This window comes from Hydrogenoanaerobacterium saccharovorans (assembly GCF_016901815.1).
Taxonomy (GTDB): Bacteria; Bacillota; Clostridia; order Oscillospirales; family Ruminococcaceae; genus Avimicrobium; species Avimicrobium caecorum.
On the sequence record NZ_JACSNR010000012.1, the window covers coordinates 1 to 19,472 of the forward strand.

Annotated in this window: 10 protein-coding genes; all 10 read left to right on the forward strand. The window is 45.5% G+C overall.

What is annotated here, in order from left to right; all coding sequences use genetic code 11:
* Positions 1-725: 725 nt before the first annotated feature.
* Positions 726-962: a helix-turn-helix domain-containing protein gene (locus tag H9X81_RS11015; RefSeq protein ID WP_204722020.1), complete on the forward strand. Its 237-nt coding sequence runs from the start codon at positions 726-728 to the stop codon at positions 960-962.
* Positions 955-1,560 carry a DUF1819 family protein gene (locus tag H9X81_RS11020; RefSeq protein ID WP_204722022.1) on the forward strand — a complete coding sequence of 202 codons (606 nt, stop codon included), beginning with the start codon at positions 955-957 and terminating at the stop codon, positions 1,558-1,560. The genes H9X81_RS11015 and H9X81_RS11020 overlap by 8 nt, the downstream gene beginning before the upstream one ends.
* 16 nt (positions 1,561-1,576) lie before the next feature.
* Positions 1,577-2,134, forward strand: a complete 558-nt coding sequence (locus tag H9X81_RS11025; protein ID WP_204722024.1) for a DUF1788 domain-containing protein — start codon at positions 1,577-1,579, stop codon at positions 2,132-2,134.
* Between the two features lie 12 nt (positions 2,135-2,146).
* Complete coding sequence (gene brxC, locus H9X81_RS11030; RefSeq protein WP_204722026.1) at positions 2,147-5,683, forward strand: BREX system P-loop protein BrxC; 3,537 nt, start codon at positions 2,147-2,149, stop codon at positions 5,681-5,683.
* A 10-nt stretch (positions 5,684-5,693) separates the two neighbouring features.
* Positions 5,694-9,215 (forward strand): BREX-1 system adenine-specific DNA-methyltransferase PglX, encoded by a 3,522-nt coding sequence (pglX, locus tag H9X81_RS11035; RefSeq protein WP_204722028.1) that lies wholly within the window; start codon positions 5,694-5,696, stop codon positions 9,213-9,215.
* Between the two features lie 12 nt (positions 9,216-9,227).
* Positions 9,228-11,825 carry a BREX-1 system phosphatase PglZ type A gene (pglZ, locus tag H9X81_RS11040; protein WP_204722030.1) on the forward strand — a complete coding sequence of 866 codons (2,598 nt, stop codon included), beginning with the start codon at positions 9,228-9,230 and terminating at the stop codon, positions 11,823-11,825.
* Between the two features lie 56 nt (positions 11,826-11,881).
* Positions 11,882-12,949 carry a hypothetical protein gene (locus tag H9X81_RS11045; protein ID WP_204722032.1) on the forward strand — a complete coding sequence of 356 codons (1,068 nt, stop codon included), beginning with the start codon at positions 11,882-11,884 and terminating at the stop codon, positions 12,947-12,949.
* Between the two features lie 47 nt (positions 12,950-12,996).
* On the forward strand, positions 12,997-15,060 hold the full coding sequence (brxL, locus tag H9X81_RS11050) for a protease Lon-related BREX system protein BrxL (protein WP_204722034.1): 2,064 nt from the start codon (positions 12,997-12,999) through the stop codon (positions 15,058-15,060).
* Positions 15,061-15,554: 494 nt separating this feature from the next.
* Entirely contained in the window at positions 15,555-18,791 is a 3,237-nt protein-coding gene (locus H9X81_RS11055) for a DEAD/DEAH box helicase (RefSeq protein ID WP_204722036.1), read from the forward strand.
* 52 nt (positions 18,792-18,843) lie between these two features.
* Entirely contained in the window at positions 18,844-19,419 is a 576-nt protein-coding gene (locus H9X81_RS11060; protein ID WP_204722038.1) for a hypothetical protein, read from the forward strand.
* The last annotated feature ends 53 nt before the right edge of the window (positions 19,420-19,472 follow it).

The following is a 19,472-nucleotide window of genomic DNA, read 5'->3' on the forward strand; positions in this document are numbered from 1 at the left end:
GTTATGATGGCAGAACAAGAAAACTATGAAGGAAGAAGTAACGGCTTATCGCAAGCAGCAAAAGGAATGGGGATTTCTGATCGTTTCAGGTTATTTCCGCTTGTGGGTCAGGGTGTGAGTCAGAGCCTGGCAGCACCCACATCGAGATAGAAAAAATCCCCGCAAACAAGCCGTTTACGGGGATTTTCTGGAGCTAGTGACGCGACTTGAACGCGCGACCTGCTGATTACGAAGGGTAGCCAGACCTTCCAGATACCGCTGAGTGGGCATTTTTTGCTCTTTTCACTAACTATCTGCATTCTCTTTGGCACTCCTTGGCACACTGGCTCCATAAGGATATTTTCCCGTATGGGTCAGGGTGTGGGTCAGAAAAGATCCTGATAAACAAGTGCTTTCCCCCAATATGCTATTAGTTCAATGGGCTGGTGTTAAGTTTTAGATGCGCAAAACTTGAGCCGCATAAACAAAGAAAAAAGGGAGCAATAATTCATTGAATATGTGAGGGAATCAATGTAAGTTGTACCTATAATTGATGATTTATTAAAGTGTAAAATATTTGATGGATATTTTATAGCACATTAGAAGTATGATTTTATTTTCAAAAACAGGTATATAAGTTGGTGAAAGACAATATTTTTTGTTTAACTATTGAATCAAAGATGGTAAAATGAAAGAAAGTTATGTAATATTTAGCCCCCCCAATAAACATTGTGAGGAGAATGCTCATGGATGTATGCTATAACAAATTATTCAAGTTGCTTATCGATAAAGGGTTAAAGAAAACACAGTTTAGCAAACAGGCTGGAATCAGCGCAAATACACTTGCCAAACTATCAAAAAATGAAACTGTATCAATGGATGTATTAATCAGAATTTGCAGAAGCCTGAATTGTACTATTGATGATATAGTTGACGTTCTTCCTGAAGTAGATACGGCAAAAGGAGGGCGTTGTAATGGATAACACTTGTCCGTATATCGCATCTTTAACAAGAGAACCATTTTTGTTTTATGAGATGCGGACAACAGCAAAATTATTGAGCAGCGGCTTAAGTGAAGAAGATATTGTTGCACAGATTACGAGTGGCAATCTTTTTCAATATCCGACGGAGAAGTCGGTCGCTCGGATGGCAAAGGCTTGCTTAAAAAGATTGGCGGCTATGGATGATATGGACTTGGTTAGAGCGATTGCGCAGCAGCCGACTGATGTAGCCAAGCAGATTTGCCTATATGCCATGATGAAACAGAGCCGCTTGATGTGGGAGTTTATGCTGACGGTTATTGGCGAGAAGTACCGATTAAAGGACAGCTCTTTTGGTAGAATTGATTTGAATACCTATTTTATGAGATTGCAGGAACAGGACGATGCAGTTGCTGCTTGGAGCGAGGGAACAATCACGAAACTCAAACAAGTTTTTGCGAAAGTTCTCGTGGAGAATGAGTATTTGGACGATGTTCATGCAGACCATTTGAATCCAGTGTATCTGCATCCGATTTTGGAAAATGCAATCAGAAGCCATGGTGACCTGATGGTTTTACCGGCTTTCAACTGCTTCTCATAGGGAGGATACAAGATAGATGAGTAATATTGAAGAACGTTTAGATAAAGTCAGAGAGCTGATACAGGAACCTGAATTTTTGGAGGGTAAGGGACTCAGCAATGAAGTGAATATTCGCATTTTTTGTTACAACCCGGAAGATGAAATGGCAGTCCGCCATTTTATCGAGCAACTGGAAACCGACCACTCTCTGTCCTGCCGCCTGAGAATTTGCAATCTGTATCAGACATACCTTTCTATCTGTGAGGATATGGGTATTACAGATGCGATTCCGGATATGGAAGCGGAGGACGGAAGTATCTTCCTTTTGGAACAGCTCCACTCTGCTATTGGCGAAGGTGAGTTTATAGAGAAAATCCAGTTTGAGCCGCATGAGTGCGGTGACGTGCTGATGCTTACCGGTGTGGGTGAAGTTTTCCCGTTTATGAGAATCCATTCCTTACTGGAAGCACTGCAACCTCATTTTTCGGATGTACCAATTTTGGTGATGTATCCGGGTGAGTTCGATGGTCGCCATGTAAAGTTGTTTAACCGATTGCAGCCCAATGATTATTACAGGGCGTTTAATGTGGTATAAGGGGGTACGATTGTGATTATTCGTGATATGTTTGCCGATGATATCAACCGTAAAATCAACGGCGTTATCAAAGTTGATCAGGCTGCGGACGATGTGATCGAGCAGGAATTAAATGAGTATGTTATTACAAAGGAATTGAAGAAGCACTTCATTACCTTTTTCAACTATTATAGTGATGCTCTGGATGAACCGACAGCTGATACCGGTGTATGGATTTCCGGATTCTTTGGAAGTGGTAAATCCCACTTCTTGAAAATGCTGTCCTATCTACTGGAGAATAAAGAGGTCAAAGGGATTCATAGTGTTGAGAGATTCCGCAGGAAGTTTGAAGATGACCCTGCAACCTATATGCTGATTGACCGTTCCACGAAGGTGCAGACAGAGACGATTCTGTTTAATATTGATATTGAGGGTTCCATCAATAAAGACAAAACTGCTGTTTTGCGTGTGTTTGCTAAGACATTCTATAATCACCTGGGCTTCTTTGGCGAAAACCTGAAGGTTGCAAAACTGGAACAGTATATTGACCAACAGGGAAAGACCGATGAGTTCCGCCGTGTCTTTGAAGAAAAGAAAGGAATGCCCTGGGTGGACTCTCGCAAAGCATTTGCCTTTAACGGTAAATATATCATTCCTACTCTGGTAGAAGTCTTAGATATGAGCGAGGAAGATGCCAAGGCTTGGTTCAATGATAAATCAGCCACCGAGTTTTCCATTGCTCAGCTTGTAGAGGATATTAAGGATTACCTGAATACCAAGCCGGACAACTTCCGCCTGCTGTTTATGGTGGATGAAGTAGGTCAGTATGTTGGTACAGATACCGATATGCTTTTGAATCTCCAGTCCCTCGTCGAGAAAATCGGCAGCGAGTGCGGTGGTAAGGTGTGGGTTGTCTGCACTGGACAGGAAGCCATCGACGAGATTATCAAAGTTCGTGCTGACGAGTTTTCCCGAATTCAGGCTCGATTCAAAACCCGTTTGAGCCTTTCTTCCTCCTCTGTGGACGAAGTCATTCAGAAGCGTATTCTGAAAAAGAACAATGAAGCCGAGTCCAAACTGGAAGCAGTTTATGAGAAGAACGATTCCGTTCTCCGTAATTTGTTCAGCTTCTCAGATTCCATTTTGGATATTAAGGGCTATTCCGGTTCCAGAGAATTTGCCGTGAATTTCCCGTTTGTGCCTTATCAGTTCATCATCATGCAGAAGGTTTTTGCAGAAATCCGCAAGCATGGTAATTCCGGTAAGCATCTGTCCGGCGGTGAGCGTTCTATGCTTTCCGGCTTCCAGGAAGCAACCCAGAAAATTCAGGACAAGGACGAGTATGCCCTCGTTCCGTTCTTCCGTTTTTATGATACCGTACATACTTTCCTTGACAGCTCCATCCGCCGTGTAATTGAACGCTGCCAAAAGGCTGCTGACAATGGTGATGGCATCGAAGCACAGGATGTGGATGTGCTGAAACTGCTATACCTGATTCGTTACATTGACGATATTCCTGCCAATCTGGACAACATCGTGATCTTGATGGCAGACGATATTCGTATGGACAAAATCACCATGCGTGAGACTGTTCGTGAATGTCTGAACCGGCTGATGAGTCAGAACTACATCGGAAGAACCGGAGAAGTGTACAACTTCCTGACCGACGAAGAACAGGATATTCAGAGGGAGGTCAAAAACACGCCGGTGGATACCGCTACTATCGTTGACCGTATCGGGCAGATGATTTTCGGGGATATTTTTACTACTAAGAAATATCGCTACGGAAAGTACGACTTTTCCTTTGACCAGATGGTGGATGGTATTACCGTTGGCAATATCACTGGTGGGATGCGCTTGCGCTTCCTGACGGTTGCGACGGACAATTCGGAAAAATCCGAATTGCGACTGATGACGGATTCAAAGGGTAAGGAAGCCATCGTCGTGCTGTCGGATACCCCTTACTATGAATCTTTGGAAAGTGCCATGAAGATTCGTAAGTATGTCAAACAGCGTAACGTCAACCAACTTCCGAAATCTGTTCAGGATATTATCCGTGACCAGCAGGAAGAAGCTAACAAGTATGAGCAGACCGCAATGGAAGATTTGGTAAAAGCCATTGAATCCGCGCAGTTCTATGTAGATGGTGAACATATCGAACTCAAGGGTGGAAATGCCAAGGGTAAGATTGAGCAGGCTCTGGAATATCTGGTGTCCCATGTGTACAGTGAACTTTCCCTAATCGAGAAGAACGTAGACACCGATGCGGATGTTATTGCGATCCTGACCGGTGCTGAAAATATCATGCCTGGTATGGAGCCGAACCGAGGGGCAGCTGCCAAAATCGAAGAATATCTGGAAATGCAGGCAATGAAAAATCTGCCGACCTCTATGGCAGACATTCAGAGTCGTTATAGTGCGATTCCTTACGGCTGGAAAGAAATTGACATTGCCGCCGTGGTTGCCCGTCTGATTTATGATCAGAAAGTCACAATCAAATATGCAGGTTCCACCATTCAGCCGGATAACCCGAAATTGCCGGATATGCTCCGCAAAAAAAGCGAGATTGGCAAGACCAGTATCAGCAAACGCCAGATGATTGCCGCCACAAAGATGCGGGCTGTCAAGGAGCTGTTGCGTGAATACTTCGATGTCATGGATGTGCCGGATGATGAAGATGGTCTGGTGGCATTTGTAGTACAGAAGTTCGGCGAGCTGAAAGACCACTATACCGAATTGAAAAGCAGATATGAAGGTCATAAATATCCGGATCAGAGCCTTGTAGCTGCTTCCATTGAGCAAATGGACAAAGTCCTCTGCCAGCGGAAAGATAATATTGCCCTGATTGATGCGATTCTGAAAGAGGAAGATAACCTCTTCGACAATAAAGAAAAAATGCAGCGTGTCGAGGGATTCTTCAAAAATCAGGTGCAGGTATTTGATGCTGCCGTTAGGATGGAGGACGACCTGAGAAACGATCTGCATTATCTCAGCAAGGAAACAGAAGCCAACGACGCCCTGAACCAGATTCGCTTGATTACCGTGGTCGAGAATGACCCGAAAAATATCTACCGTAGAATCCCGGAACTCAATAGTCTGATGGAGAAAGTCCGGAAAGGACATGGCAGATTGCTGGATTCCAAACGTGCCGAGCTGCTGGAAATCGTCCGCCAGTGTATGGCAGAGGTTCATACCCTTTCCGATGGAAATATGGACTGTGTTGAACTGGTAAGAAAAGCTGATACATACTTCGACCAGCAGAAAAAGAAAATCAGCGAGCTTCAGAGCCTTGCCCTGTTGGACGGTCTGGTTCCGCAGATTTGGTCTTACAAGGACGACATCTGTGACCGCATCGAGACTGCAAAGCAGCCGCCGAAGCCGGTCAAGAAAAAACAGCCGGATACTCCCGCAAAGCCTGCTCCGAAGAAAGTGATTAAGAATGTGTACCGTCAGATGGCGTTCCCTGCGAAGACCTTGGAGAGCCAAGAAGATATTGACGCTTATGTAGAGCGTATGAGAAGCTATCTGACTGCGATGATGAAGGATTGCGATGGAATCACGCTGAAATAAGGAGATTGTTATGGACAAAAATGCGATAAAGAAATTCGCTGTCTGGGCACGTCGGGAACTGATTGAGCGTGTATCCCAGAAGGCGATGCAATATGGAATTGAAAAGGATAATATCGTTGATACTGCAGCTGACAGCATCAACGGAAAAGTCCTGACTGATACACAGAAGAATCAGCGCAGGGCATTGATTTCTCAGATCAATGCCAAGGGCTATGAGGAAGTGATGGAGGAAGTTGCCTACACCTGGTTCAACCGCTTGATTGCCCTACGGTTTATGGAGGTCAACGGCTACCTCCCTACCCGTGTGCGTGTGTTCACGGACGAGGAAAACAACTTCAAACCTCAGATTATTGACGAAGCCCTGCATCTGGATTTGGAGGGCTTGAACATGGAGAAAGTCTATGAGTTCAAGAACGCCAACCAAACGGAAGAACTCTACAAATATCTGCTGATTACCCAGTGTAACGCTCTGAATAGCGTGTTGCCGGGGATGTTCCAGCGTATTTCTGACTATACCGAGCTGCTTTTTCCGGACAACCTGCTTCGTGAAGGCAGTGTTATCGAGCAGATGATTTCCACCATCCCAGAGGAAGATTGGCAGGATGCGGTGCAGATTATTGGCTGGTTGTATCAGTATTACAATGCAGAGAAAAAGGACAAAGTTTTTGCCGCCCTCAAAAAGAACGTTAAAATTACCAAGGAGAACATTCCAGCGGCAACCCAGCTGTTTACTCCGGACTGGATCGTTCGCTATATGGTGGAGAACTCCCTTGGTCGCCTTTGGGTGGAGGGACACCCGAATGACGTACTGAAATCCGGGTGGAAGTATTATCTGGAAGAAGTCGAGCAGGAGCCGGAAGTGCAGGCACAGCTGGCAGAAATCCGCAAAGAATATGCCGCTATGACTCCGGAGCAGATCAAGTGCATCGACCCTTGCTGCGGTTCCGGTCATATCCTTGCCTACCTGTTTGATGTGCTGGTGCAGATTTACGAAAGCTACGGCTACACCACCCGTGAAGCGGTTGAAAGCATCGTGAAGAATAATCTCTACGGTCTGGATATTGACGACCGAGCAGCACAGCTCGCCTATTTTGCGGTGATGATGAAAGCTCGCCAGTATGATCGACGCTTCTTCAGCCGTCAGATTCAGCCCAATGTCTATGCTATTCAAGAGAGCAACGACATTGACCGTTATACTCTGGAATACTTCTGCAATGGAGATGCCAAATTGAAAGCGGCGATGGATAGCATTATTAAGGAAATGCACGATGCCAAGGAGTACGGCTCTATCCTGAACATTACTCCGGTGGATTTTGTCGCTCTTTATGCCCGTTTTGACGAGGTGCGGGACGACATCAGTATGAGCAAAGATAGTGTGCTGACTAATCTGCTGCCATTGGTGCAGGTGGCAGAAGCACTGGCTCAGAAGTATGATGTGGTTATCACCAATCCACCATATATGGGTTCTTCTGGCATGGGTGCAAAACTGTCGGATTTTGTAAAGAAAAATTATCCCGACAGCAAGAGCGATTTGTTTGCCGTGTTTATCGAAACCTGTAGTCAGATGGCAAAGAAAAACGGCTATCAGGCAATGATTACCCAGCACGCATGGATGTTCCTTTCCAGTTTTGAAAAGCTGCGCATCAAACTGCTGCAAAAGGATACCATCAACATGGCACACCTTGGAGCGAGAGCTTTTGATGAAATTGGAGGTGAGGTAGTACAGACCACCAGTTTTGTTATGCGAAAAAGCCATGTTGTAGCCTATAAAGGCACATATTGCCGTTTGATTGACCCTACTACCCAGCAAGGGAAAGAAGATATGTTTCTTGCTGGCGAAAATCGCTATATTACTCATCAATCTAATTTCTCAAAAATCCCAAGTAGTCCGGTAGCATATTGGGCAAGCGCACCAATCTTAAAGGCATTTGCGGAAAACAAATGTCTGTCACAAATAGCGTCTCCTCGTGTTGGATTACAAACGGGCGAAAACGAACGATTTGTCCGTTGCTGGCATGAGGTAGCCGTCACAAAAACGATGTTTACCGCTAAATCAAGAGAGGAAGCAGAAAAATCTTCTTTGAAATGGTTTCCATACAATAAGGGTGGAGATTTTAGAAAATGGTATGGTAATAATGATTATGTCGTAAATTGGGAAAATGACGGTTTTGAAATACGGCATTTTTGTGATGAACGAGGCAAGCTCAGATCTCGACCGCAAAATACAGACACATATTTTCAAGAATGTTTTTCATGGTCAAAGATTTCAAGCGGAACCATTGCTTTTAGATATAAGCCAGCAGGTCACATTTACGATGTTGCCGGAACCAGTATTTTTTCCAACCATAATCAGCTCATTTACTTAGGTGGTTTCTGCAATTCGTCAGTTGCTATGGAAATTGCCAAAATTCTATCGCCAACTATTAACTATGAAGTTGGGCATATTTCAAGTTTCCCAATTATTTTTTGCGAGAAATATAGTCCGGATATACGAAATCTTGTTACTGCGGAAATTGACTTGTCCAAGAGTGACTGGGATTTCTTTGAAAACTCGTGGGATTTCAAAATTCATCCACTTGTCCGTCCTGTTTCCACTGTCGCTGATGCCTTTGCTCATTGGGAAACCGAGTGTGATGGCCGTTTCAACCAATTAAAAGCAAACGAAGAAGAACTCAACCGTATTTTTATCGACATTTATGGATTGCAGGACGAGCTGACCCCGGAAGTCGAGGATAAGGATGTGACTGTCCGCAAGGCTGACTTGCAGCGTGACATCAAGAGCCTGATTTCCTATGCGGTGGGATGTATGTTCGGCAGATATTCGCCGCTCAAAGATGGTTTGGTATATGCCGGAGGGGATTGGGATTATGAAGTAATTCAAAAAGATTTGTTTGATGCTATTGGTAAAAATGATTTCTCAAGCAGTGATATGGTGTGGGATGCCAACTTTATTGACAAGGACAATATCATCCCAATCTGCGACGATGAATACTTTGACGACGACATTGTCGGTCGCTTCGTGAAGTTCGTTGAGGCGGTTTACGGCAAAGATACATTGGAAGAAAACCTGAAGTTCATTGCAGATGTACTTGGCGGAAAAGGACAGCCGAGAGAGGTCATCCGTAATTACTTCCTGAACGACTTCTATGCCGACCACTGCAAGATTTATCAGAAACGACCGATTTACTGGTTGTTTGACAGCGGCAAAAAGAACGGTTTCAAGGCGCTCATCTATATGCATCGTTATCAGCCAGATACCATTGCCCGCATCCGCACCGATTATGTGCATGAACAGCAGAGCCGTTACCGCACCGCCATTTCCGATATGGAAAACCGTATTGCCAATGCTGCTACCAGCGAGCGTGTGAAGCTGAACAAAGCCTTGACGAAGCTAAAAGATCAGGATGCCGAGCTAAGAAGCTACGAAGAAAAAATCCACCATCTGGCAGACCAGATGATTGCTATTGATCTGGACGATGGTGTAAAGGTCAACTATGCAAAATTCCAGGATGTGCTGGCGAAAATTAAGTAAGGAGGTTGCAGCGTGGATATAGAAAAAGTAATACAAGACTTAAACCGCAGGTTTGCTGCACCTTTACCGGAATATTATCACCGCCGCATCATTTTCTGGCATGATGAGGACAGGGAGTTCGAGGATAAGCTGGATGAAATTCAGCTGGATAATGCCAAACTGGTTGCGTTGAACGGCAGCAACACCTTTATGGTGAAAAAGCTGCTGGGGAGTGATGACCTGACAAGCAATTATTTGGTGTACAATCCACTCTCTTTTGATAAGCCGGATGATGATTGGCTGATTGATGTGAAACTGTACAGTGAGGAGTTCCGTGCTGATCTGATTTCCATGTGGATGGATGAGATGGGCTTGGTGTCGAATTTCTCGATGAGAAAAGAGGTCAAGCACTATCGAAAATTCTTTAACGCCAAGGATCGCCGGTCAAAGATAGCAGCTCAGAGCAAAACTCCAGAGAAACCGGCGCAGCTGCACATGGCTGTCATGGCGGCAATCTGCGGTATCAAAGACCCCCAGCCGAATCAGATCATGCGGTGTGTGTTTCGTGCTGGTCTTGATAAGGAGAACAATCCGCTTTATCAGGATTTTGTAAATTATGGAGCGCAAGATGCCTTTTGGGCGATGGTGCGCCAGGGAACCGGCTACTGCGAGGAAGAAGGAGATATTGGTCAGCTGGCAATTCATTTGCTACTGACTGCATCTACCCGTACTCTGTTCTCGGAACATCTGGCAGGACTGGAAAGATTTCTGTCCCTTCCCCATCAGGCATACTGCTATGATTTTGTTTCCGACTGGCTGCGGAGTGAGGATAATCATCAGCTTTATGAAATTGCCCGTTATGTGGAGGAAGAAGCCCACTTGCCGAAGCGGTTCAGCCAGTTGGCACTGGAAGATTTGGTGGATACCGAGTGTTTCCCGTGCATCAATGAAATCATTCTGACAAAGCTGATGACAGAAATCAGCAATCAGATCATTGATTCGGATGTCATCACGAAAATAGTGGAAAAGCGCCGCACCTGTGTCTGGTATGAGGAGTTTGCCAACTTCTATGAGGGAATCTTGCAGGTGGCGAATATGCAGGAGTTCTTCAAAGAACACTCTGCCGGTTTCCACATGGCACTGGCTCGTGAGGTATGGAAGAACTACACCAACGATTACTACAGGATGGATCGCTATTACCGGCAGTTCCAGCTCTGCTTCCAGAGAAGCCTGGAAACCTCCAATATGCTGCTGGATGACCTGTTCAAGCACGTTGTGGACAAGGTAGAAGGGTTGTATTCTCACTGGTTCCTGGGCGAACTGGGAAGTAACTGGTCGGATGTGTGCGCCGATGAACTGGTACAGTACGGAAAGATACTGGAAATTCCCCGGCAGGAGGACTTCTATCGTTCCCGTATCAAAAATGCGGATTCCAGAGTATTTGTCATCATATCTGATGCTATGCGCTATGAGGTGGCGGCTACCCTTGCGGAAGAACTGGAGCGAGAGAATCAGAGCCAGGTGAAGTTGGAGAATATGCAGAGCATTTTCCCATCTATTACTAAGTTTGGTATGGCGGCATTGCTCCCGCATACGAAGCTGTCCGTCGAGGTCAAGAACGATGTTCTGACTGTCCTGGCTGATGGGCAGTCCACCGCCAGCACCAACCGTGATAAAGTGCTGAAAGCGGCTAATCCTGCAAGTGTGGCGTTGCAGTACAAAAACATTATCGGCATGAAACGTGCCGATAGAAGCGCCTTGGTGAAGGGCATGGATGTCGTGTACATCTACCATGATACCATTGATGAAGCAAGTCATACCTCTGACACCGCTGTTTTCACGGCTTGTGAGAAAGCTGTTTCTGAACTAAAAAACATGGTGCGTATTATCGTAAATGAGTTTGGCGGTACGAATATTTTGATTACCGCAGACCACGGGTTCTTGTACACATATAGTCCCCTCAACGAGGAAAACAAGGTGGATAAAACCAGCTTTAACGGTATGGATGTGGAATACGGCAGACGATACGCCATTATGCAGAAAGGAGCTTCGCCGGATTATCTGATGCCGGTGAATTTTCTGGATGGAGAAACCGAGTTTGAAGGTTTTGCACCGAGAGAAAACATTCGTATCAAGATGAATGGCGGCGGCTTGAACTTTGTCCACGGTGGTATCAGTTTGCAGGAAATGGTGGTTCCGGTCATTGACTATCACCATTTGAGAAATGATTCGATGGAATATAAGCGCAACAAGCATAAATACGATACGAAACCTGTTACTGTGAGCCTGCTGTCAGCCAGCCGGAAAATCAGCAACATGATTTTCAGCCTGAACTTCTATCAGAAGGATGCGGTGGGTGCAAACCGTGAGGCCGCAACCTATCAGGTGTATTTTACGGATTCCAATGGCAAGCAGATCAGCGATGTGCAGAAGATCATCGCTGATAAAACCACCGACAACAGTACAGAGCGCACATTCCGGTGTACCTTCAATCTGAAACCACTGAAGTACAGCAATACCGGAACCTATTATCTGGTGATTGCAGACGAGCAGGGACTCCAGCTTCCGCAGCGTGAGGAATTTCAGATTGACATTGCCTTTGCGGTGGATGAGTTCGACTTTTTCAGTTAAGCCATATATTGAGTTATTTAGACCGCATAAATCAGGATGAGAAAGGTATAACGGAGATGGTTAATGATTCAGAGAGATTACTTGATGCATTTTCAGAGTTGTATTTTTACAAAGAACTTGTTCAAAGTAATTTGCACTTTACATTAGAGGGTAGTACTGAAAAAGAAGTTGCGGATTTATTGATAAATGTAGGAGATTTTATTATTGCAATTCAGCTAAAGGCTAGAAATGAAAAGGAGCAAACTTTTGATGAACAGCAAGAGCTGAAATGGCTTACCAGTAAGTGTAGGAAAGCAAAAAAACAAATAAAGGATTCTATTCAATTTATCCAATCTGGTCAATTACCTGCTTTTAAAAATGGTCGGGGTAAATTCGTTTCATTGATTTCAAATGCAGAAATTGTTCCACTTATCGTGTTTATGAATGAAACGATAGGCAACGATTATCCACACATTCTTAAGAAGCATTCAGAGGAAGGGATGGATGTTAATTGTCTATCTTTTCGGGATTTTCAAAATATGTGTAGAGCATTATTAACTCCGATGGAGATAATATACTATCTTCAGTGGAGACTGATGTTTTATCAGAAATATGGAAATACTGGTACTTCAGTGTTCATCGATGACAATAACAATTCCTCATTTGCTAATCATACTCACGGAGAAGCATTGGTTTACCAGTTTATTGCCGAGAGGTATGGAACTGAAACTAATGAAACAATGAAACAGTGTGTTGCAGATTTTTCGTTCATACTTCATAACCTTCCTGATAGAGTCATAGTTGAATCGGAGCAAGATAGTAGTTATCCTTTAATTTTGTTTTTTGCACATTTTGAAAGAATGGAAATTAAAGAGTATGTAGATCGTGTGTTTAATACAATAGCTGCAGCAAAAAAAGGGACGTATAACATTATTGGTTCTTTGAGAAATGAGGGACAACATTATGTAGTTGTGTTTGTTTCGACACATGATGGATATTTTTTGGATATGGAATTTTTGGAAGAAGTAGTAAGGAAAAAATGCAATTTTGATATTCTACTACAAGTATATTGCTATTGGGAAAATGAAGAAGATTTTCGTATAGATTATTGTTTCAGAGATTATGCAGATAGGTATTTGAAGTGATACATATAGAAAATTCAAGTCCAAAATTAAAGCAGGAGGAACCAAGGATGGAACAGATTACTGAGTGCAAAAGCACTCGTGATGAAATAAAAGAAAAACTCCGTCAGCATTTTGACGGAAAGATCGTCCGAAAGGACTTGACTAAGAAAATCAAGGAAGGCGCTAATGTCCCGGTCTATGTCCTGGAATTTCTACTGGGACAGTATTGCAGCTCCGATGATGAAGAAGTGATTGAATCCGGTGTTCAGACAGTAAAAAGGATTCTCGCTGACAATTTTGTGCGTCCGGATGAAACACAGAAAATCCTTTCCAAGCTGCGTCAAAAAGGCAGTCATACTGTCATTGATATGATTACTGTTCACCTGGACATAAAAAGGAATTGCTTCTTCGCTTCTTTCTCGAATTTGGGGCTGACCAATGTACCCATTGAAGATGAATATCCAGAAAAATACGACCGACTATTGTGCGGTGGTATCTGGTGCATTGTGCAGCTGGATTATGAATATGTAGAGGAAGAAAAGCAGAACGGCTATCCAATTCAGATCCGCAAACTGACGCCGATTCAGATGCCGCATATTGATATTGCAGACCTGAAACAGGGACGAAAGGCTTTTTCCAAAGAAGAATGGATCGACATTCTGCTTCGCTCTATTGGTATGGAGCCGGATGCGCTATCCTACCGTGAAAAATGGTTGCTTCTGACCCGTATGATTCCATTGGTAGAGAACAACTTCAACCTTTGTGAACTTGGTCCCCGTAGTACCGGAAAATCTCATCTGTACAAGGAAATTTCCCCCAACAGTATTCTGGTTTCCGGTGGTCAGACTACTGTTGCGAACCTTTTCTACAATATGGGAAGAAAAACGGTAGGTTTGGTTGGTTTGTGGGATTGCGTTGCCTTTGATGAGGTAGCGGGAATTCGTTTTAAGGACAAAGACGGAATCCAGATTATGAAAGACTATATGGCATCTGGTTCTTTTGCCCGTGGTAAAGAGGAAAAAGCGGCTTCCGCATCTATGGTGTTTGTCGGAAATATCAACCAGAGCGTAGATGTCCTTTTGAAAACTTCTAGCCTGTTTGACCCGTTCCCGCCTGAAATGGGGACGGATACGGCATTTTTAGACCGTATGCACTGTTACCTACCGGGGTGGGAAATTCCGAAGTTCAGACCGGAGCATTTCACGAATGACTACGGATTTATCAGTGACTATCTCGCTGAATTTATCCGCGAATTGCGAAAAGAGCAATATGGCGATGCCATTGACCACTATTTCCGCCTTGGAAAGAATTTGAACCAGAGAGATACTATCGCAGTCAGAAGAATGGTTGACGGTTATCTGAAGCTGGTTTATCCGGATGGAGAGTTCACCAAGGAACAGCTGGAAGAAGTCCTTCAGTTAGCATTGGAAATGCGTCGCCGGGTAAAAGAGCAACTGAAAAAGTTGGGTGGCATGGAGTTCTATGATGTTAACTTCTCTTACATAGATATTGATGATATGTCCGAGCACTATGTATCCGTGCCGGAACAGGGTGGCGGTAAATTGATTCCGGAAGGAATATGTAACCCTGGTCAGGTCTATACTGCGTCTCAAGGAAAAAGCGGTATGATCGGTGTGTTCCGTTTGGAGTCCCAGATGCTTCCTGGAACCGGAAAGTTTGAAAGAACTGGTATTGGAACTGACCGCGACGCAAAAGAGTCTACCAATACAGCATTTAATTTTCTGAAGGCAAATGCTAATCGGATTAGTGGTAGCATCAGCACCACGATGAAGGACTACATCATCAACTATCAAGATTTGCAGGGTATTGGCATGACCGGAAAACTCGCACTGCCTACACTCATCGCATTGTGCTCGATTGCATTGGGAAAGCCTGTACAGAGTTCTCTCATAGTACTGGGTGAAATCAGTATCAGTGGCACGATGATAAAGGTAGAAGAGCTCGCAAGTACGTTGCAGGTATGTTTAGACAGTGGTGCAAAACGAGTGCTGATACCAAGTACGTCTTTCGTGGATTTTGCGACAGTTCCTCCAGAGTTAATGAGTTCATTCCAGCTGATCCCCTATCAAAGTGCGGAGGATGCAGTATTTAAGGCTTTAGGTGTAGAATAACGTACTTATCATAAATAAAAGGACCAACTTTGTTGGTCCTTTTATTTTTCGAATTTTGACATCATACCACTGATCAATGGTAATGTCTTTATAGCAGAAACTTTTTTCAAAAAAACTATTGACATTGATATTTTAATATTATATAATGAATAATGAGAAGATATTGACAAAATGAATTGCGTGTGGTATAGTTAACTCAGTCTTCAGGGACTGGGTCTATATTGGTATTCAGACCTGTAAGGCAAAAAAACGCCTTGCAGGTTTTTTATTTACCCCGCATCTGCTGCATGGAATATCCGGATTGCCATACAGCGAATATGTGGATTCCTGGGTCCAGAAAAACCTGAAGAAGATGATACAGCGGCCTGGTTCGCGAGAAGGCCCATCAGCTGCCGGAAGGCATCATACCATAGCGCTCGGTATGATGCTCAGGTCCTGAGACCATCCGTCAGCACAACAATGCAAGCATAGGGTTTATCGATACAGGAGGAATCATGATGAAAGCACAGGAATATTTTGAGCGGCACACCGAAGAAATCATCTCCCAGTGGGCAGGAAAGAACGCTGTTTTGTTCTTCCGCGGCTTTGTACCCGGAAATGTCCGCTGGCTGGTCCAGCGGGAGGACTCCCTTCTCCCTGCTGAGCAGATCCTGAATGACGACGGTACCATCAGCATCGCTAGAATTGATGCTGCCCGGCGCAAGCTTGTCCAGAACCTGATGGTACAGGAGGGCGTCCGGGTGGGCATCTATGAAGAGATGCTGGCTGTCCTCCAGACAGTACCGGATCCCAAGACCATGTTCGATACTGAGTTCGTTGTGGTAGACAACAATGCTTTTCCGTCCTATGTTCCCAGCTGCATTCCGGATCAGGAGGCAGAAGCACTGTTTCATGCCTATGAAAGCGAAAAGACTGAATTTGCCCCGGAAGCAGAAATTCTCAGTCATTACTACGCCTCCGTCCGCACACTGGATAACCGCTGCTATGTAACCCTGTTCAACCGCCACAAGGGAGAGAACATCCGCTGCATTCCGTTCTATCAGAAAAAGCAGACAGCATTCACTGCAGGTGAAGCTACCCTTCCTTATGATATCTCTCCGCTGGTGCTGGCAGACAGGTTCCTCAGCGATGAGCTGGATGGACCTCTGGTTCTTCCGGTAGAGCAGGAGACAAACGCCAGGAAGAATGTCTACGATGTACTCGCATTCGCTGCAGAACAGTGCGGACGTTCCTTTGCACTGCACTGTGCGGAACACAAGGAAGAAGCCGAACCGGATACTATCAACCGTTACCTGGCTATTCTCAAGCAGTACTGGGGAGCAAATGCCGATTTCCGGATGCTGGACTTTTACAAGGATCCGGCGTCGGGTACTGAGACCAAGAAAATCAGCCAGGGCGAGATCATCAGCACCATTGTCAGACAGTGTGAACTTGCATTGGGCGGATACCAGGACTATCTGAATATCTTCCTGACCGCTCCCACCGGAGCCGGTAAGTCCGCCTTCTATCAGGTGTCCGGTATTTATCTGGCTCAGGTGCATCAGGCAGTTACCGTTGTCATCACGCCGCTGATCGCATTGATGCAGGATCAGGTCAGCCAGTTGGAAGCTCGTGGAGTTCACTGTGCTACCTTCCTCAACTCCAATGTATCCCATGAGGAACGGGAAGAGCGCCTGAACGCCATCCACAGAGGCGAAAAGTCCATTCTTTACATAGCCCCGGAGATGCTCCTGACCACCTCTCTTGAGACTCTGCTGGGTGAACGGCAGCTGGGACTGTTCGTAGTGGATGAGGCTCATACTGTAACCAGCTGGGGCCGTGATTTCCGTGCCGACTATTGGTTCCTGGGAGATTATCTGGAGCGGCAGCGAAAGAACGGCCGCCACTTCCCAGTACTCTGCCTGACTGCTACTGCTGTCTATGGCGGCAAGGAGGATGTGGTACAGGATACCATTGATACTCTGGGCCTGAACAATCCTATCCAGTATCTGGGCCGGGTTCGCCGCGACAACATCGACTTTGATATCCATCCGCTGGATAAACCTGCAGAGGGTGGTTACGACGAATTCAAGGTGAACCATGTAGCACAGAAAATTGTGGAAGCCGTGGCTGCAGGGAAAAAGACCCTGATCTATTGTCCCTTCCGTACCACGGTGGATGATATTTACCGGGTAGTTCCCGCAGATATCCGGAGCAGGGTCCGTCGCTACCATGCAGGTCTGCGCAAGGAAGAGAAGAATGCCGCACAGAGAGCATTCCAGACCGGTGAAGCCCTTGTGATGATCTGTACCAAGGCCTTCGGCATGGGCGTGGATGTACCGGATATTGTGCAGGTATATCACTATGCTCCCACCGGAAACCTGGCAGATTATGTCCAGGAGATCGGCCGTGTGGCCCGGGACAAGAATCTTCGCGGTACAGCCATTGAAGAATTCCTGCCCATGGATATGTCCCAGCTTAAGCGGCTGCATGGTATGGGCGAACTGTGGCATTACCAGCTGCGGGAGATCCTCCACAAGCTGTACTGGATATACAGCCAGAAAAAGCACCGGAATCTTCTGGTTTCTCCGGATGCCTTCAGCCATCTGTTTGATTCTGATAAACTGGAAAACCGCGTCAAGACCGGTCTGCTCCTTCTGGCCAAGGATCTGCAGGAGTCGTACGGCTTCCCGGTACTGGTAGTCCGTCCCAAGGCAATGTTCACAACCTGTTATGCCAATGTCCCGGAAGAGATTGAAACAGAGTTTCTGTCCAGATACAGTGATTTTGTCCGGAATCTCTATGATAACACTGTAACCATCCAGCGCAGCTTCAGCTCCCGGGCCTCGGATGCGGTGGTGCGCAACAGCGGCAGCATCTATGAAATCCGGATGGGTGACCTGTGGGAAAAGCACTTCTCCCATATGACATTCGGCATGTTCAAGGCCAGGTTCTTCAGCGGTGAGCTGTTCGCCCAGGATGGTGTCAACCGCATCTCTGTACGCCTCAGAGCTCAGATCCGCTATACACAGGACTTTGACACGACCCGTGTCAGACTGCGCCAGTACATGGAAGCTGTCGCTCAGGTGTTTGACGGCTATCGCAAGGAACACAAGATGTTTACTGTTGATGAATTCCGTCAGAAGGTGCAGGAGGCTCTCGGATCCGAAGTGATGAATGCCGATTTTGCCAAGGCGCTGCTGGAGCTGTTTGTGGTGGAGGTCAAGGCTGATCCCACCCAGCGGGACGGAGACCGGATGCGGTTCATTCAGGCAACACAGCGGGGCGGAAATCAGGTTGGTTTGCAGTACCGGGTAATCAACGGGAACTATTTCTCGATGGCCAACTGGATGGATCAGAAGCTGCTCAACTGCGCTCCGAACCGGGACGAAACCGAATATGTGGGCTATGTACCGGCAACCATCAGCGGAAAGAAGAATCCTGTATTCCGTCTGCTGGCTGTGCTGGAAATCTTCGGATTGGCAGGTTATGAGGTACGCGGTGGACAGAATCTGGAGATCTTTGTCCGCCTCAATGATCCTTTGAAGATCCGCAGACTGTCCGAAGACCGGCGTTACCAGAATCTGCAGCTGAAAGAGATTCACCGCCGGCACAAGGATGCAGAGGAAATGATGCAGGCCTTCCTGACCAAGGAGATGACCAGTGAGCAGCGCTGGGATCTCATTGAAGACTATTTCCTTGGTCATGACGATGTAGTGAATGCTGTTCTGGGCCTTGGTGACCAGGACTGAAATCAGCGCAATGTGAGATTATAGTAACGACACAGAATAAGGAGAGTTTACAATGATGAACTGGAAAGAGTATCTGAAATTTGAAAAGTGCAGAAAAATTCTTTTTTCCGGAACCGATTCGATTGACAGCCCCGTGAAAATCGAAATCCCGGTTGAGTGTATCAATGGTATGAGCTTTTATCATCTGCACGAAAACCACGAGATTCATTTCGGGGAGGATGAGGTTGACGTTCGTGAGTTGATCCGCTGTGATGGGTTTATGGTCACATTCAATCATAAGATCAAGGACTGCATCTATGAAGATGAAGAGCTGATGGCCCCGCACGAATTCCATTGTGAAGAGATTCAGGAATTTATGCAGCAGATCAATGAAATGTTCAAAGAAGAACTGGAGGCAGAGAAATATGTAAACGTCGAGGAATGGATCGCCAATAATTCCGGCATTGAGCGTATGAATCTGATCTATGAGGACGGAACGAAATCCCCGGATATTTTCCTTCCTTTTGAAGGTTGGGAACTGGAGAGCAGCTGTGCTGAATACAGTGTATTCGGCCAGGAAACAAGAGATTATTCAATGCTGCGTATTGTAGACAGAGAATGCGAGAAAACTTGTGATTTCCAGCCTTGAATATAAGTTCCGAAAATTAATCTGATCCCCCAATAAACACAAAGCACCTGAAA

What these genes read in the sequence shown, in the direction of transcription:
- H9X81_RS11015 (WP_204722020.1), top strand. Translation starts at nt 726, where the DNA reads ATGGATGTATGCTATAACAAATTATTCAAGTTGCTTATCGATAAAGGG.
- H9X81_RS11020 (WP_204722022.1), top strand. Translation starts at nt 955, where the DNA reads ATGGATAACACTTGTCCGTATATCGCATCTTTAACAAGAGAACCATTT.
- H9X81_RS11025 (WP_204722024.1), top strand. Translation starts at nt 1,577, where the DNA reads ATGAGTAATATTGAAGAACGTTTAGATAAAGTCAGAGAGCTGATACAG.
- pglX (WP_204722028.1), top strand. Translation starts at nt 5,694, where the DNA reads ATGGACAAAAATGCGATAAAGAAATTCGCTGTCTGGGCACGTCGGGAA.
- H9X81_RS11045 (WP_204722032.1), top strand. Translation starts at nt 11,882, where the DNA reads ATGGTTAATGATTCAGAGAGATTACTTGATGCATTTTCAGAGTTGTAT.
- brxL (WP_204722034.1), top strand. Translation starts at nt 12,997, where the DNA reads ATGGAACAGATTACTGAGTGCAAAAGCACTCGTGATGAAATAAAAGAA.
- H9X81_RS11055 (WP_204722036.1), top strand. Translation starts at nt 15,555, where the DNA reads ATGATGAAAGCACAGGAATATTTTGAGCGGCACACCGAAGAAATCATC.
- H9X81_RS11060 (WP_204722038.1), top strand. Translation starts at nt 18,844, where the DNA reads ATGATGAACTGGAAAGAGTATCTGAAATTTGAAAAGTGCAGAAAAATT.